This is a genomic window from Paramylibacter kogurei (assembly GCF_002742285.1).
Taxonomy (GTDB): Bacteria; Pseudomonadota; Alphaproteobacteria; order Rhodobacterales; family Rhodobacteraceae; genus Amylibacter; species Amylibacter kogurei.
The window spans coordinates 156,764-173,434 of sequence record NZ_MDGM01000012.1; the positions used below are offsets into that span (position 1 = coordinate 156,764).

Annotated in this window: 16 protein-coding genes; 7 read left to right on the forward strand and 9 right to left on the reverse strand. The window is 50.1% G+C overall.

The window, feature by feature from the left end; genetic code table 11:
* Window positions 1–3: 3 nt before the first annotated feature.
* The 3 genes from BFP76_RS06220 to BFP76_RS06230 form a co-directional block, all read right to left on the reverse strand.
* Window positions 4–1,434, reverse strand: coding sequence for a type II and III secretion system protein family protein (locus tag BFP76_RS06220; protein WP_099592318.1), 1,431 nt, complete (start codon window positions 1,432–1,434; stop codon window positions 4–6).
* A gap of 164 nt (window positions 1,435–1,598) precedes the next feature.
* Window positions 1,599–2,444 (reverse strand): Flp pilus assembly protein CpaB, encoded by an 846-nt coding sequence (cpaB, locus tag BFP76_RS06225; protein ID WP_099592319.1) that lies wholly within the window; start codon window positions 2,442–2,444, stop codon window positions 1,599–1,601.
* A 201-nt stretch (window positions 2,445–2,645) separates the two neighbouring features.
* Entirely contained in the window at window positions 2,646–2,855 is a 210-nt protein-coding gene (locus tag BFP76_RS06230; RefSeq protein ID WP_099592320.1) for a pilus assembly protein, read from the reverse strand.
* Between the two features lie 330 nt (window positions 2,856–3,185).
* Between BFP76_RS06230 and BFP76_RS06235 the strand changes: the two genes are divergently transcribed.
* The 3 genes from BFP76_RS06235 (at window position 3,186) to BFP76_RS06245 (ending at window position 6,404) form a co-directional block, all read left to right on the forward strand.
* Window positions 3,186–3,986, forward strand: a complete 801-nt coding sequence (locus BFP76_RS06235) for a lytic transglycosylase domain-containing protein (RefSeq protein ID WP_099593923.1) — start codon at window positions 3,186–3,188, stop codon at window positions 3,984–3,986.
* 92 nt (window positions 3,987–4,078) lie between these two features.
* Complete coding sequence (locus BFP76_RS06240) at window positions 4,079–6,028, forward strand: acetoacetate--CoA ligase (RefSeq protein WP_099592321.1); 1,950 nt, start codon at window positions 4,079–4,081, stop codon at window positions 6,026–6,028.
* 4 nt (window positions 6,029–6,032) lie between these two features.
* A complete protein-coding gene (locus tag BFP76_RS06245; RefSeq protein WP_099592322.1) occupies window positions 6,033–6,404 on the forward strand; it encodes a diacylglycerol kinase in 372 nt (123 codons plus the stop codon).
* Here BFP76_RS06245 and BFP76_RS06250 read toward each other — a convergent pair.
* Window positions 6,401–6,640, reverse strand: a complete 240-nt coding sequence (locus BFP76_RS06250; protein ID WP_099592323.1) for a hypothetical protein — start codon at window positions 6,638–6,640, stop codon at window positions 6,401–6,403. The two genes, BFP76_RS06245 and BFP76_RS06250, sit on opposite strands and share 4 nt — an antisense overlap.
* Window positions 6,641–6,787: 147 nt before the next feature.
* Between BFP76_RS06250 and BFP76_RS06255 the strand changes: the two genes are divergently transcribed.
* Both BFP76_RS06255 and BFP76_RS06260 read left to right on the forward strand, forming a co-directional pair.
* Window positions 6,788–7,141 carry a YigZ family protein gene (locus BFP76_RS06255; protein ID WP_099593925.1) on the forward strand — a complete coding sequence of 118 codons (354 nt, stop codon included), beginning with the start codon at window positions 6,788–6,790 and terminating at the stop codon, window positions 7,139–7,141.
* An 84-nt stretch (window positions 7,142–7,225) separates the two neighbouring features.
* Window positions 7,226–7,960 (forward strand): lysozyme inhibitor LprI family protein, encoded by a 735-nt coding sequence (locus tag BFP76_RS06260; RefSeq protein WP_099592324.1) that lies wholly within the window; start codon window positions 7,226–7,228, stop codon window positions 7,958–7,960.
* Here the strand turns inward: BFP76_RS06260 and trhA are convergent.
* The 5 genes from trhA to BFP76_RS06285 all read right to left on the reverse strand — a co-directional run bounded on the left by trhA (window position 7,957) and on the right by BFP76_RS06285 (window position 13,884).
* Window positions 7,957–8,619, reverse strand: coding sequence for a PAQR family membrane homeostasis protein TrhA (gene trhA, locus BFP76_RS06265; RefSeq protein ID WP_099593927.1), 663 nt, complete (start codon window positions 8,617–8,619; stop codon window positions 7,957–7,959). The two genes, BFP76_RS06260 and trhA, sit on opposite strands and share 4 nt — an antisense overlap.
* Before the next feature lie 190 nt (window positions 8,620–8,809).
* Entirely contained in the window at window positions 8,810–9,739 is a 930-nt protein-coding gene (locus tag BFP76_RS06270; protein ID WP_099592325.1) for an MrcB family domain-containing protein, read from the reverse strand.
* Between the two features lie 189 nt (window positions 9,740–9,928).
* A complete protein-coding gene (gene rimO, locus BFP76_RS06275; protein ID WP_099592326.1) occupies window positions 9,929–11,308 on the reverse strand; it encodes a 30S ribosomal protein S12 methylthiotransferase RimO in 1,380 nt (459 codons plus the stop codon).
* A gap of 42 nt (window positions 11,309–11,350) precedes the next feature.
* Window positions 11,351–12,142 (reverse strand): crotonase/enoyl-CoA hydratase family protein, encoded by a 792-nt coding sequence (locus BFP76_RS06280; protein ID WP_099592327.1) that lies wholly within the window; start codon window positions 12,140–12,142, stop codon window positions 11,351–11,353.
* A gap of 71 nt (window positions 12,143–12,213) precedes the next feature.
* Complete coding sequence (locus BFP76_RS06285) at window positions 12,214–13,884, reverse strand: saccharopine dehydrogenase family protein (protein WP_205661382.1); 1,671 nt, start codon at window positions 13,882–13,884, stop codon at window positions 12,214–12,216.
* Between the two features lie 154 nt (window positions 13,885–14,038).
* Here BFP76_RS06285 and BFP76_RS06290 point away from each other — a divergent pair, with 154 nt between their 5' ends.
* Both BFP76_RS06290 and BFP76_RS06295 read left to right on the forward strand, forming a co-directional pair.
* Window positions 14,039–14,581: a TetR/AcrR family transcriptional regulator gene (locus BFP76_RS06290; RefSeq protein WP_165775671.1), complete on the forward strand. Its 543-nt coding sequence runs from the start codon at window positions 14,039–14,041 to the stop codon at window positions 14,579–14,581.
* 80 nt (window positions 14,582–14,661) lie between these two features.
* On the forward strand, window positions 14,662–16,671 hold the full coding sequence (locus tag BFP76_RS06295) for a hydantoinase/oxoprolinase N-terminal domain-containing protein (protein ID WP_099592329.1): 2,010 nt from the start codon (window positions 14,662–14,664) through the stop codon (window positions 16,669–16,671).

Consider the following 16,671-nt stretch of genomic DNA (forward strand, 5'->3'; position numbering starts at 1 on the left):
GTCTTACTCCACCACATATCCATAGGAACCTTTGTAATCCTGCGATGAAACAGAGCCCGCTGCGGTGCCTTGTACGACACCACGTGATTTTGGTGCTGCTGTTTTACCATTCAGGAACAAATCCGCTTCTGTTGGCAATTTCACACGATCCGTTGGCAATACCAAGCTGTCGCCATTGACAGGTGTTACCAAGTGCGGCGTAACGATAATCACCAGTTCACTTTGGCTGCGCGCGTAATCGGCACTGCGAAACAGTGACCCAAGGATTGGAACGTCGCCGATCCAAGGAACCTGAGACGCGACATCGTTAAAGTTGTCTTGCAACAGACCCGCAATCGCGATGCTTTGCCCGTCTTTCAACTCAACAACAGTTTCTGCGCGACGTTCGCTGAACGCAGGGACAGATATACCGCCTGTTGTAATTGAATTGGTCGAGTCAACGTTACTTACAGATGTGTTAATGACCAGATTGATCAAAGAATCACGCAAAACTGTTGGCGTGAATTCCATTTGAACACCAAACGGACGATAAGAAATCGAATATCCGCCTTCGCCGTCACTCACAGGGATTGGGAATTCACCACCAGCAAGGAAGTTTGCTTCTTTACCTGAAATTGTGGTCAAGTTTGGTTCCGCCAATGTGCGAACCATGCCCTTAGTTTCAAGAGCTTCAAGCAAAAGCCCCATGGTCGCGCCACCGACACTGAAATCCAACCCAAGCATGCCCTGACGATTGTTGCTGGATGTAATTCCACCGATCCCACCGCCAAGGAAACCGCTAAAGTTGCTGCCTTGTACGGCTTGCCCCGCACCTGCGGCGACATCGCCAGCACCGTTAATAAATCCGATGCTTGCACTTAGCTCTTTTGATACTGAGCGACTCATTTCGGCAAAGCGTACTTTTAACATTACCTGTTGTGCGCCGCCAACATTCATCAAGTTGGTCACTTTGTCTGGCGCATAACGCCCAGCCAACTCCAATGCTTGGCTTAATGGTTGAATACCACTCACCGTGCCGCTTAATACGATGCCTTCACCCGCTGTGCGGACATCAATTTTTTCATCGGGCAGAATTTCGCGTAAACGCTCTTTGAATTCTGCGATATCAGGTGCGACTTGAATTTCAACATTGGTGATCAAGTTGCCTTCTGGTCCCAATAACGTCAACGTGGTGCGTCCTGGGGTTTTACCAATGATATAAATGGTGCGATCGGTTAAAACCGCAACATCGGCCACGCCTGGGTTTGCAACGGATAATTCGGCAAACGGTTGGTCTGCTTCCATCACGACAGCGCGGTTAAGTGAAATGCGGATGTTACTGGACGTAGCTCCGCGCATAATTTTCAATGTTGATTGTGCTGCTGCGATATCAACAATTGCTGTACTGCTGGACAAGCCGATCAAGCTTGCCGCAAGTAAATTGCGTAGTTTCATTGTGATCCTGCCTCTCTGAACCACGGGTGTGTGACATATTTTTTTGTCGTTATTGTCTGACTGTGGAACAATTCGTGTTTTATTTCAAGAATCAATATCTTGGACGCCACAAATTATGTGGACAACACGCAACAGTCTGTAAAAGGCAGGTATGAAAAATTGGGTCAGTTACACGGAACAGGAATGCGTTTTACTTCACCGCCTTGGCGGGAAACTACTGTGCAAACCTGTTTCTTGGCAACAGGTGCCGCTTTTTCTGGTTCTTTGATATCAAGCAAGATGCGCTGGTTGATCTCGATTTCTTCTTCGTTCTTTTCGGTGTCTTCGACGCCACGCAATGCCATTTGCAATTTCCCTGTTGCTTGGGCTTGCGCCAATGATGCAACGGTACGCGGTGGTACAGCCACCGTAATTGTGCGCGCAACCACAGAACGATTGATATCTTCGTCAGAAATCTGATCAATCGCGATCAATGTGATGCCATCAAGGATCAGACGTGAAATGGTTTCGTTACCGACACGACCGGTCCAATAAACATCGATATTATCACCTGGGCGTAAGAAGCCGGATACACCGGATGCCACATCAACACGCAATGCGAATGCGCGTAAACCTTGGCCCAATGTTGTGGATAGCCCCCCACCTTGACCAAAATCAGAAACTTTTTTTACTGAAATAATTTCGCCCGCATCAATTGCGCGCAAAACTGTGCGTGGTTCGGTTTCTACACCTTCTGCACCAAACAGTTTTTCTTTGCTGTTGAATGCGGCCTTCGGAACGCCTTCGCTTGGCCAATCAATAAATTTAACATCTTTGTCGCCAAGCCGCTTGCCGTATTTCAAATCTTTGGTGGCAATGGCAACAGGAACGAATTTGATGTTTTTCGCGACTTTGCCACGCAATTGCGCAACCAACTGATCTTGTTCGGTCAGACGTTGCATAACCATATACGCAACCGTGCCAGCGATGGCCAAACCAAGCAGAAGAATTAAGATGGATAAAATGCGCATTTAAAGTTCCCAATGTTTGGTCGGCGTCAAAGTGAAATTTGTTTCACAACAGCATTCATCATAAGCATCATAAGAATACAAGCAAGACTTGCAGGGATAAATAATCTGTGTGTTAGATGAAAAAAACAGCCCCGCGGGGCTGTTTTCGAATTCAAATTCTATTTGGTGACAAAACGCTGTGTCTTGAAACCAAGTCAGCTATTAAGAGCCAGTTGCTTCAGCAGCAGCTTCTTCCATTGCTGTACCTGAGTTTTCAACTTGTGTCGCGATTTTGCCAACTGTTTCGCTGATTGGGCCACGCAATACGTTGCCGATACCCAAAGCCAAGATAACCAAAGCAGCTGCAAGAACAACCCAGTCTACAGTAACCGCACCAGATTCGTCTTTTTTGAACATGTTAAATAGTTTCATAATTTTACCCTTTTCAAGTTTTAAGTCGCCCCACCCTCATGAGGCATTGGTTTAGATAGTTGTGATCGTCTTAGCGTTGATCGACACTTCCCGTTCTCGGTGATACAAATAAAGACACCAATTGCGGCAACAATTGGTTTTTAGGAATGTTTTTCGAACAAATCTAAATATTTTTTGATTTACCCTTATAAAACAGCAACTTATCGCTCAATTTTTTTTGCTTTGCGGTCCAAAAGACACAAGTTTGCGCTCTTTTGCCCTTATTCCCGCCCGATTTTAACGCTGGTTTTTGGTTTTTTTACGTGTCTAATGGTCAAAAAGGGTGAATTCATGTGGCTAAATTCGATCGGTAAAGGAATCGCAATTGCGTTGATTCCAGCATTTTTCACAGTTTCACCTGTATTTTCGCAAAATGCGGACTTTACCTTTAAGCGGGTAAAGGTTGATCCAAACCGCAAAGGTCCGCGCATCAACATCCAAATCGAACCAACGGTAGAGGCACCAATACCGGAACCAGAGGTTGCTGCAACACCCGATGATGTGGATTTGCAAGATTGGTTCTGGTCAGAAGTATCACCAAACCTTGCCAATGCGGATATCAATCGGATGAATGTCGCGGTGGCCAAGTTGCAAAAAGAGACGGAAAAAAACGCTGCTCTCAAACCGCAACTCGATTCAATGCAAGGTCTGGTGAACAAATTTGGCAAGGACATTTTGATTGCATCATTGGGCAAACAGGTTTCGCCCGCGTTCTTGTTGGCGATCATTTCGGTGGAATCTGGCGGTCGGGTTGATGTGACCAGCAGTGCAGGAGCACAGGGGTTAATGCAATTGATCCCGGCCACCGCCGAGCGGTTCAATGTAGAAGATGTTACAGACCCCGTTCAAAACATAACGGGTGGTGCGGCATATCTGGAATGGCTGCTTGCCGAATTTCGCCACGACCCATTATTTGCACTGGCTGCGTATAACGCAGGTGAAAATGCGGTGAAAAAACACGAAGGCGTTCCACCCTACGCAGAAACCCGCGCCTATGTGCCCAAAGTTGTTGCCGCTTGGCAGGTGGCACGTATGTTATGCAAAACACCACCTTTGGGTGTTTCCGACCCATGTGTTTTTAACATCCAGTAAGATTTGCAATCATCTCAATCTGATTTGGGCTGTTTTGCTTGACCTGCCAATCGATATTGCCCATCAATCCTGCAACAAATGGGGAGAGAACTATGAGCAAGCAACTTTGGCAGCCATCTGATGCGCGGATCACCGCGAGTTTGACGCAACAATTTATCAATGGTTTACCAAAAACAGCGGGCTCAATCCCGAATTACGATGCGCTTTGGAATTGGTCGGTCCAAGACAAAGCTGCGTTTTGGTCGGCATTTTGGGAATTCGCCAATATCATCGGAGAGCGGGGAAATCTTGCGCTAAAAAATGAAGTGGATGTAAAAAACGCCAAATTCTTCCCAAACGCACAATTGAATTACGCCGAAAACCTTTTGCGCCAAAAGGGTGGCGATGCGGCTGTGGTGTTTCACGGTGAAAATGGTGATCGCTTGGAATGGAGCTGGGATGAATTGCATGCACAGACTTCGCGTATTCAACAAGCTCTGATTAAACAGGGTATCGGGCAGGGTGATCGCGTGGCGGCATTTGTTCCAAACACACCTTATACATTGGCGGCGATGTTAGCGGTTACCAGCCTTGGTGCGGTCTGGTCATCATGTTCACCTGATTTTGGCTATAATGGTGTGATGGATCGTTTTGGCCAAATAGAACCAAAACTTTTGTTTTGCGCTGATGGTTATTTTTATAACGGCAAAGAATTTTCAAGCGTTGAAACCGCACAGAAATTGGGTGCGGATATTCCAAGCGTGCAACAGGTGATTATTACTCCTTATATAGGGACTGATCTATCTGCCCTTGAATTGGGTGATAAATGTACAAGCCTTGCGGATTTCACGGCATCAATTGAACCCCAAGAAATCGCATTCACCCGCGTTGCATTTAACGCACCTTTGTTCATCCTGTTTTCATCGGGCACAACGGGTTTGCCAAAATGTATTATCCATTCCGTTGGTGGTACGTTATTGCAGCATGTCAAAGAACATCAGTTGCAAGGCGACATTCGCCCCGGTGATCGCTTGATGTATTTCACCACTTGTGGCTGGATGATGTGGAACTGGTTGGTCAGCGGACTGGCATCAGGGGCCACATTGATATTGTTCGACGGGTCTCCGTTTTATCCAGATGGCAATCGCCTAGCCGATATCGCACAGCGTGAAAAGGTTACACATTTTGGCACATCTGCGAAATATATTGATGCCTGTGCCAAGGGTGGGATTACCCCCGCAACCACACATGATCTGTCCGATCTGCGCACGATATTTTCCACAGGTTCACCGCTCGCACCAGAAGGGTTTGAATATATCTATGACGCGTGGAAATCAGATGTATGCCTATCATCCATCGCGGGTGGCACAGATATCGCCGCGTGTTTCACAGGGGGCAGTCCGATCAGCCCCGTTTACTCTGGCCAATGTCAAAAACGCCAATTGGGCATGGATGTGCGGGTGTTTGATGACGAAGGGCGCGAAACCAATGGCGAACCGGGCGAGTTGGTTTGTGTTGGCCCGCATCCATCGCAACCAATTGGTTTTTTCAATGACCCATTGGGCGAAAAATACCACAATGCCTATTTCGCGAAATTCGATAATGTCTGGCATCACGGCGATTGGGTCGAAATCACGCCAGAGGGTGGCGTTGTGTTTTTCGGGCGTTCTGATGCGGTATTAAACCCAGGGGGTGTGCGTATTGGTACTGCGGAAATCTATCGTCAAGTGGAGCGGATCGAACAGGTGCTAGAAGGCTTGGTCATTGGCCAGCAATGGGACAATGATGTGCGTGTCGTATTGTTCGTGCGCCTGCGCGATGGTGTGACATTGGACGATGAACTGGCAACGCGGATCCGCAAGGAAATCCGCGCCAATGCAACCCCGCGCCATGTACCTGCAAAAATCATAGCGGTGGCCGATATTCCGCGCACCAAATCGGGAAAGATTACGGAACTTGCGGTGCGCGATGTTGTGCATGGACGCCCTGTGAAAAACACCGAAGCCTTGGCAAACGCAGAGGCGCTGGAGTTGTTTAAAAACCTGCCAGAGCTTCAGGATTAAACGCATGTTCAATTATGTCGCGCGCGAAAGCAAACGTTTCATCACCCGCTGTGTAAACACGTGGGAAGGGATAGCGATCACTTGGAAAGACGAAGCAAGCTTTCCTCAATGGGTGGTGATCAACATTATTTCGATCACGCTGACATTCGTGTTTCCCATCAGCACAACGCAACAGGCATTGTTGATTGCGCTGGGTCTTTTGATCCTTGTGGTGGAGTTGCTCAACACCGCGATCGAGGCTTGTATTGATCGCATTTCAGACGACATTCATCCCCTGTCCAAAAAGGCCAAGGATGCAGGTTGCGCCGCTGTGGCGCTGACCGCGATCACGGGGTTGATCGTTTGGATTATCGTGCTGTGCGGGCTTTATGCCTAAGGCGTTTTGCCTTCAAACATATAACTGCCTTCGGGTAAATCCAGTGCCGCTTGTAAATCGCGCAGCTGTGCGTTTGACAGCGTGATACGCATCACCGTTTCGGTGCGCGGGTCAAGCTGTTCTATGGTGACTTGTGATGCGAATGCATTGATGGTGACATCCTCTTTCAACGGGATTTCTCCGTCATCAACTAGTGTCACTACGGTGGCGTCAAATTCGTGTTCGATTGTAAACATAACGACAGCTTAGGCAGTGAGCCGTGGCGCGTAAAGACGTAAAAACACCCGTGGGACAAGTGTCGGACAACTGTCGGACATATGGCGGACAAGCGGGGGACAGATCGCCAGCTTGTCAAACCACGCAAAAACCGCCAAACCAGCCATATGTTACAGATTGAAAATGTGGTATCGGACAAGGGTTCGAAATACGCGGTCAGCGGTGGCGCGGTTGCCAGCCGTGACGACGCATTGGCATTTATCAAAACCCTTAAGCGCAAAAAGAAATATGCAAAGGCCACCCATAACACATGGGCGATGATTCAATCCGATGGCACACAGATCAAAAACGACGATGGTGAATCGGGGGCGGGCGCAATTATTTTGCGCATGTTGGAACGCGACGGCGTGTTCGATCATATCATTGTGGTAACCCGATGGTATGGCGGCACGCATCTGGGTGGTGATCGTTTTCGCCATGTGCAAACCTGTGTGCGTACCTATCTTGATGCGCTAAAATAATGTGCGCAAAAAAGAGACTCTAATTTTCACGCCATAAATGATAGTATCTTGCGATAATCTTCAATTTTCGGAGGTCGTATCGTTATGAATTTATTTACCAAGTTCTTTTTATTATTGTTTCTTATCGCCCCAACTGCCCATGCCCAAGACCCGCGTTTGGATTTGCTGCGCGAAATGATGGATGCGGTTTGTGGTGAATATCAATATTCGGGTGGACAACAGGGCGTTAAAATCAGCGGCGATGCCGAGGCAAAGATCGGCGGCATCATGAATAAACTTGTTGATGTCGGCGTGTCTGCCGCGGGCGAGTTTAACGAAAAGGAATATGTTGGCGTTCTGCGTGCCGAAGCAGGGGCGCAATTAATGGATGTGCGCGCCTGTCGTAAAAAGGTGTTTGACGACATGAAGGTCATGGTTGTTTCCACCCCAGTGGAAAAGATCGAAGAATCCGAAACGCTTCCAACCAAACCGCATTCGGCGCTGACGCCACAACCATTGTTGCAACCTGTAACCACGCAACCTGTGGCAACCGCGCCTGTTGAAAATACATTTGCAAAGGAAACACCAAACCCCAGCTTTGATTGTAACAAGGCGGGAACGGCGACGGAATTTACGTTGTGTGGTGATGCTTATTTGGCGTCATTGGATCGACGCGCATCGGCTCTTTATTTTGCGCTTCGTGATCGGCTGGGTGGGCAAGCGCGCAAAAACCTGTTGGCATCACAGCGTGAATTTTTAAAGGTGCGTAATGATTGCGGGGCAAGTGTGCCATGTTTAACGGCCGTGCAGGAACGCCGCATTGTGGAATTGGATGGCTAAATTGCCCGTGCCAATTGGCCAAGGATAATCGCGCTAAACAAACAGGCGGATGCGGCCAGAACAAACCCATGCCAGATCGCCACCGAATAACGCAAGCTATCCCAGCGGTAAAATACGACACCGGCCGTGTAAGTTAACCCACCCGCCGCGATCAAGGCAGAGCTGGCAATCGGCATGGTTTGAATGATCGGCCAAGCGAGTGCGAGGCTGAGCCAACCAAGGGCGAGATATAATAACGTGGATTTCCAATTCGGTGTTTGCCAAAAAAACACCTTCCAAATCATCCCGCCCAGCGCAATCAACCAGACAAGGCATAATACAGAATAGCTAAACCCGCCCCCGATCAACACCACCAACGGTGTGTATGTGCCCGCGATTTTTAAAAATATCGCGGCGTGATCGAATTTGCGAAACGTTGGGCGCAGGCGTTCAATCGGTGTGAAATGATAGAGCGCGGATGCGCTAAACGCGAAAACCATGGCGATGGCATAAACCGTTGCGGCGGCAATATCGCCCCGCTCGCCAATGCGCGTGACCAAGATCAAAAGCGCAACACCCCCAACCAACGAACCGATGATCCCCAAGGCATGCATCATCCCATCCGCCACCCGTTCGGGGCGGCTGTAAGGGGGATAATAATTTGGATGTCTCTGTTCCATAATATGAAACATAGGATCGAATTGCGGCAAAATAAGTGCCAAATTTTACCGATTTGGGGAAGTTGGGGGGATTAGACGTAAGGTTTGTGCTTGAAAACCAAGGCGGCGCAAGCCGCCCGCGCCCGTAGCAATGCGGATTTTCGAAGAAATTCCGCACACCCTATGGGGCGGGTTGTGTAGGTTCAGGAACCTATCTTTGTAAACTCAATTTCAGTGCTTCTAGGTCTGAAACATCATCTTGACGATGTATCATCCTATGGCAATTGGCGCAAAGCATGGCGAAGTCTTTTTCAGTTAAAGTTCTGAAAGCGTCAATTTCTAAGTCGGCAAATGGTGTAAGGTGGTGAGCTTCAATGTATTCGCGCCCCAGTTCACCATAAGTTTCTTCAAAATCAAACTCGCAAACCATACATTTATAACCCATCGATTTCTTAAACTTTGAGGTATTGCCGCGCCCATCAAATTTCTTGTGTAAAGATAATTTTTTCTTTTCCATTATGCTTAGCTCAATTCCTGTCTCTTCTTTATTCGGAAGCTCGCTATAGCCATTAGATGTTATCAATTCCTTATAGACACCTAGAATTGCAAAAAGATCTTCTTCGACAGTATTATTATTTGCGAGATCGTCCAGGGTGTAGGTTCTGCCTAAAACGTGTCCGGCTTCATATCCGCTTGTTGGTCCTTTAGCATCCCCAAGGTCGATAGAGCTTTGTGTCAATCGAGGTGGAATACGTTCCACTCTGCTACGCATAGTTTTGGCGCGAGATGCCAGCTCTTGGCATGCGGATTTATTGTTTCCGAATTCCTCTGTGATTTGGGCAACGCCTTGGTTCAAAGACAATGAAATTGTTTTGTCTGCATTATTAACAAGGTAGACAATGTAATACCCTTTTTGAGCACTCTCTGTTATCAGTGGGTGAAACACTGCTACCCACGGCACGAAAGTCCACCGCCCCTTACCAACACTGCTAACGCAATTAAATTCTGTGGGAAGGATGTCTTGGAATATAGCTGATAATTCGTTGGTTACAAATTGTGCAAAAGGATTGTCCTTTATGGGTGATGTGCTTTGAGTTTCATATTCGCTTGTAAGTTTTGCAAGACCTTTTGATATACTCAATTTTCTTCCTTAAAATATGGACAAAGTTAAATAAATATCGCGCAACGATATGCCAACACAAGCAAGAACTCAACTCTACTGAAGGCAACTTGTTGCCCGCGCCTGACCTTCCCCCTGGGAAGGCGCTTCGCACCGTCCCAAGGTCAGGCGCTGCGTTGCTATTAATGTCATCGGTTGGTCTTGGTGTTTCTAACCAAGGCGACCCCACAAATCATACTCACTCGCTTCATCAACCTCAACGCTGACAATATCCCCAACGCTCAACGTATCCGTGCGCTCATCAATAAACAGGTTGCCGTCAATCTCTGGTGCGTCTGCTTTGGTGCGGCATGTGGCGATGCCGTCCTCGTCGATATCGTCGATAATCACATCCATGGTGGTGCCAACTTTGGCGGCCAATTTCGCCTCTGATATCGCTTGGGATTTTTCCATGAAACGATTCCAGCGGTCTTGTTTCACGTCATCCGCCACATGATCGGGCAGGGCGTTTGAACGTGCGCCATCGACGTTTTCATATTGAAAACAGCCGACGCGATCCAATTGTGCCTCGTCCAGCCAATCCAACAGATGCTGAAATTCCGCCTCGGTTTCACCGGGGTAGCCGACGATAAATGTCGAACGCAGGGTGATATCGGGGCAAGTGTCGCGCCATGCGGCGATTTCGGCCAATGTGTTGGATGATTTCGCAGGGCGCGCCATGCGTTTGAGCACATCAGGGTGGCTGTGTTGAAACGGAATGTCCATATAGGGCAGCACGTTATTGGACGTATCCGCCATGATCGGGATCAGATCGCGCACATGGGGGTATGGGTAAACATAATGGAGCCGCACCCAAGCACCAAGCGATCCCAGATCGCGGGTCAGATCGGTGATATGTGCACGGTGATCGCGATCAACCGCATGTTTGATATCAACGCCGTAAGCGGAGGTATCTTGGGAAATGACCAGCAATTCCTTAACCCCTGCATCCACCAATTTTTCCGCCTCGCGCAGCACGGCATGCGCTGGGCGTGATTGCAGCCGTCCGCGCATATCGGGGATGATGCAAAATTTGCATTTGTGATTACAACCCTCTGAAATTTTGAGATAACTGTAATGGCGCGGGGTCAGTGACACACCGCTGGCAGGCAACAGATCGATATAGGGATCAGGCGCGGGGGGCACGGCGGCGTGCACCGCATCCAACACCTGTTCATATTGATGGGGGCCCGTCACGGCGAGCACGGATGGGTGCGTGCCGCGAATGTAGTCTTCCTCTGCACCCAAACAGCCGGTGACGATGACCTTGCCGTTTTCCGACAATGCCTCGCCAATGGCATCAAGGCTTTCGGCCTTGGCGCTATCAAGGAAACCACAGGTGTTGACGATCACGGCCTCAGCCCCTGTGTAATCAGGGCTGATGGCGTAACCTTCGGCGCGCAAGCGTGTCAGGATGCGTTCGCTATCCACCAATGCCTTGGGACAGCCCAGCGATACCATGCCGATTTTCGGCTGGCCGTGGCGGGTTGGTTCCACAATACGTGCGCGGGGCGCCAGATCAGGGCGCAGATTTGGTGGGTTCTGTGACATGGATGTTGCCTTAACGCGCACAATGGGCGCTGGCAAGTGGGCTTAGGTGAACTTGGGCGGGCGTTTGGCCATTTGGGCTGCGACCTTTTCCATCTGGTTTTTGCCACCGATGATTTCGGCCTGAATGCGTGCCTCTGTATTCAGCGCGGATTTGGTGGTGCCCCATGTTTCATTGACCAACCGTTTGGACGCGGCCAATGCATCGGGGGATTGTTGCTTCAACCCATCAATCATCCCCATGGCAACGGCGAGTGGATCAGCGGCAACATGGGTGATCAGGCCCAGTTTCTTCGCCTCTTTCATATCCAAAACGCGCCCTGTCATGATCAAATCAAGCGCTTGGTCGGCGCGCATCAAACGGGGCAGGGATTGGGAAATGCCCATATCGGGGATCAGACCCCATTTGGCCTCCATAATCGCGAATTTGGCATCCTCGGCGGCGATGCGAAAATCCGCGCCAAGTGCAAGCTGTGCGCCCGCGCCAAAACACACACCCTCGATCACCGCAATCACGGGAACGGGCACATCGGCCCAGATGGCGGCGGGAGCTTGGAATTCATTTGGCGCACCTTCGGGGACTTCGATCATGCGTTTTTTCACGCCTTCCAGATCACCCGCAAGCGACATTAGGCTGGCCAGATCAATGCCCGAACAAAATGTGTTATCCGCACCTTGGATAATCACCGCACGCAACCCCGCGGTTTGCGCCAGCTCTGCGCCCGTTGCGGCCAGTTCCTGCATCATTTCAAATGACATCGCGTTTTTCTTGTCGGGGCGGTTTAACGTGACCAATGCGATATTGTCATCAATGTCGAGCGTCAGCGTGTTGAGCATGGTTCAATCCCTTGGGTTGTTTGCGGGCAGGTTAGCGTGTTGCCAAACAAAACGCCAAATGAAACGTGGCGTTATTTGTCAGGGGTGAGAGTGCCGCGATAGGCGGCGATTAAACCCACCAATGGTGCGGCGATGCGCACGTTGAAATGAAATTTGCCATCAAGGGTGGATTCAAAACTGTCCCCACTTGGCAACAGGAATTTTGGCATGGGAATGCCCAACACCGTCCAGCGCCGTGGTTGTAAATATAACCGATCATCGCGAATAACGAGCGCCAATGAAACGCGGACTGCGCCAAAGCGCTCGGTTAACAAATGCGCATCACGTCCCGTACCAATTGATTGGGTCGAGCGGAATTTTTGCCCATCGAAATCGCGCTCCCAAAGCTCGCTATTTTTTGATGGGGTAAAGGTGACGTTGACAGGAATTTCACCATCTGTTGTGGCAAATCCGATCAATCGTGCGATGGCGCGTGCCAGACGGGATTTTCCATGTTCGCCAGTGGCATTCCCCGACCAGCGGCGCGGGCGGGTATCATTGTGCAAATCCTGAACGGGTTTTGGCAGGGTATCAAAGGCCGCGCCTAAAATTTGGCGATAAATCGGGGCGTCACTGGTAATGCTTTCACGCCAGCCCGTGATAATTGTGCGATTATTAAACGCCATATCATAATCAGCGAGTGACAATGCATTTGTGGCCGGACGCGCACCATTTTCGGGGCGTTCCCCACGCAAAACCTTGCGCAAAATCACCTCGATCGCCATGGATGGGATGAAGGGGCCATCATCGCCCTCTGCCAATAAATGCCACGACATTTCATGGGGTTGGCCGTTGCGTGTTCCAACGCCGCGCACGAACATGCCGCCACGATGTTCGCCAAACTTCATACGGTTCAAAACCCAATAAAATAGCGGTGAAAATCGTGTGAAGGCAGGCAATTTGAATTTTGCTCGCGCCTTTGCCAATAGGTTCAAAATACGATGCAAAATTTCGGGCACGGGGCCTGCCCCCATCCAAATGTCGGTGATATCGGGATGGGCGCGTGGGATGACCTGTAGATCGGGGACATCAACCAGTGAAAATCGCAAATTGCGCAGCGGTAATTCACCAGGGGGTGCCACGGTGAAATATTTGCTTTCGCCAAGCCCGATTGCGCTGGTTTCAACACCGCCACGGGTCAATTTTACATCACCACCCGCATAGCCAACAACGGCGCGCATCACGTTTAACCCGATCCCTGCATAGGGCGATGGCGCAATGCCACCCGTAACCTGTTGCACCACCATCGTGTTTTCCATTTCGCGGATCACGGCGGCGGTTAAAACGGGAAAGCTGCTCACGCCAGAGAGCATGAAAATACCTGCATCCTTGGCGGCCGCGTCAAATTGCGACGTGCCAAAGACAAAATCGGAACCATCGGCAAAATCAAGATAGTTTACGCCAGCGGCAATACATGCTGACAAAACCCGATACGGATCATTGCCGTAATCTTGGAATGGGCCAGTGGCATCAATCAAAATATCAGGGTGCAGATCATTAAGTGTTGCGGCAATTTCGTTACGATCAACGCCAATGGGCGAATAAGTTGCGCTGCCTGTTTGGGCGGCGCAGAAAGCCTGTGCCTTGGATAAATTGCGCCCTGCGATGTAAATGTGAATTGATGTATCCGCCAATAATTGCGCCAAACGCCCACCAAAAACACCATAGCCACCGAGGATCATGATCGTCAGTTTTTGTGTCATGTGTCTCTCCGCACCTTATTCAATGTGATCAAATACTGATGCGGGTGTGGGCACAACTGTGCGAAATGGCGCAGGTTTGGGCGAAAAAGGGGGTGGCGTAACGTTTAAGTCAATTCACGTTGACATGTGCATTGCATCGCGACAATGCTGGGGCATGAGCAAATCTGACAAAACAAAATCAGCCATTTTAAACGTGGCACGCAAACAATTTTGGGCGCACGGCTATTCCAATGTATCGTTGCGCGATATCACATCAGAGGTGGGTGTTGATGTGGCGTTGGTGTCGCGTTATTTCGGATCGAAACTGGGCCTGTTTCAAGCGACCTTGGTCGATGTTTACGATTGGCCCGAGTTGTTTGAATCCCGCAATCCAGATGTGGCCAAAGTGTTGATAGAGCGGCTTCGTGATGATGAAACGGGGCAGGCGGTTGTGCAAATGTTGATCGCAAATATCACCGACCCAGAAGTGGGCGATATGGTCCAAGAGGATTTCACAAAACGTGTGGTTGCACCGCTTGAAACCATTGTCGGGAGCGCATGGGCAAAAGAGCGCGTGGGCATGTTTTTGGCAGCAATGATTGGCATGTCGATGATGCGCAATTCTTTTGGCCTAACGGGCATTTCTGATGTCAGCGACGAAAGCTATGCGCAACAGTTGCAGCATTTGGCGCGAAATGCGCTGCGCTATATTGCCTAAACAGGTTTAAAAACGTCTTTTTTCGACTGACATAAAAAGTTCAACGCGCTACATCTGATGCAATCAAAGAGGATTGTAAAATGGCGTTGATGTTGGGTGTTGATACGGGTGGAACCTATACCGATGCGGTGTTGATCCGTGACGAAGAAACCGTCATTGCATCGGCGAAATCTTTGACCACGCGCCATGATTTGTCTGTCGGTATTTCACGCGCAATTGCATCCGTTTTGGAACAATCTGGCGCGGATAAATCCCAGATTGCGATGGCGTCCATGTCCACCACACTGGCCACAAACGCGCTGGTCGAGGGGCAAGGTGGGCGCGTTGGTTTGATCCTGATTGGGTTTTCGGAAAAAGACGTTGCACGACAAGGGCTTGCGCAGGCGCTCAATGGTGATCCGGTGATTTATGTCGCGGGTGGTCACAATCATTCAGGCGGCGAAATCGCACCGCTGGATGTGGCGCATTTGCGTGACGAATTGGCCAAAGTTGCGGATGATCTGTCTGGCATTGCCATCGCCAGCCAATTCGCCACACGCAACCCCGCACATGAAATTGCGGCGCGTGAAATTGTGCGTGAAACATCGGCCTTGCCCGTATCGTGTTCGCATGAACTCAGCGCGAAATTGGGCGGACCAAAACGTGCAATGACCGCAGTTTTAAACGCGCGATTAATCGGGATGATTGATCATCTGATCGCCGCGACAGAAGGGTTGCTAAACGACCTAGACATCGATGCACCCTTGATGGTTGTGCGCGGTGACGGCGCATTGATCAGCGCGGATCAAGCGCGTGAAAAGCCGATTGAAACCATCCTGTCTGGACCCGCCGCATCCATCGTTGGTGCACGCTGGTTGACCGATGCAAGTGATGCGCTGGTGTCTGATATTGGTGGCACGACCACGGATATCGCATTGCTGCGCGATGGGCGCCCGATGATTGATCCTGATGGCGCCAGTGTCGGCGGTTTGCGCACAATGGTCGAAGCGGTTGCCATGCGCACAACCGGGCTTGGCGGGGATTCAGAGGTTCATATCGACAAGGATGGATTGGCGGGTGGATTGCAACTTGGCCCGCGCCGTGTGATGCCGATTTCATTGTTGGCGATGGATTGGTCCGACTTGGTTCACACAACCTTGGATCGTCAATTAAACGAAAATCGCGTAGGCGAATTTGCCGCGCGATTTATCGTTCCGATTCAAGGTAATAGCCTGTCTCGCGCGGGCTTGGAGCCACGCCAAGTACGGCTGTTGGATCGTGTTGGGGATACGCCAAAACCGCTGGGAGATGTGTTGCAAACGCGGGTGGAATTGGGGGTGCTGGATCGGCTGATTTCGCGTGGCCATGTGATCGTATCTGCGATCACCCCATCGGATGCGAGCCATGTATTGGGGCGCCTTGATGCATGGGATCAAGAGGCGGCGCAAAAGGCGCTGACATTATTTGCAGGACAGCGCACGGGTGCGGGTGTGCGTGTGGCAAATGATGCATCCACGCTTGCCCAAAAAATCATTGATCAATTGACCGAACAAACCTGCGAAGCATTACTGGAAGCGGCATTCGCAGAAGAGCCAGATATCAACGGCACCCCGCGTGAATTGGCGCGTCATGTGTTGATGAAATCTGGGCTGAATAATCATCGTAATGTCGTGGCGATAAAGGCGGATTTGAACCTGCCCATCATCGGGCTGGGCGCATCGGCGCGGGCGTATTACGGCGCGGTTGGCGATCGGTTGCACACCACGACAATTTTGCCCGAACATGGTGGTGTGGCCAATGCCATTGGCGCGGTGGTGGGGCAGATCACCATGCGTGAAATGGGCGAGGTAAACAGCGCGGGCGAGGGGCGTTATCAAGCATTCCTTGATCATGGTCCACAGATGTTCGATGATCAGTCCAAGGCAATCGCAACGCTGGAACAGGAATTGAAAACACGCGCCCAATCAGCGGCGGTTGCAGCAGGCGCACAGGATGTGCGCATTCAAGTGTCACAAGACATTCAAACTGCTGATGTAGAAAACCGGCAAGTGTTTGTTTCAGCACAAATAACCGTCACTGCAAGCGGGCGACCACGCATTGCAATTGAATAG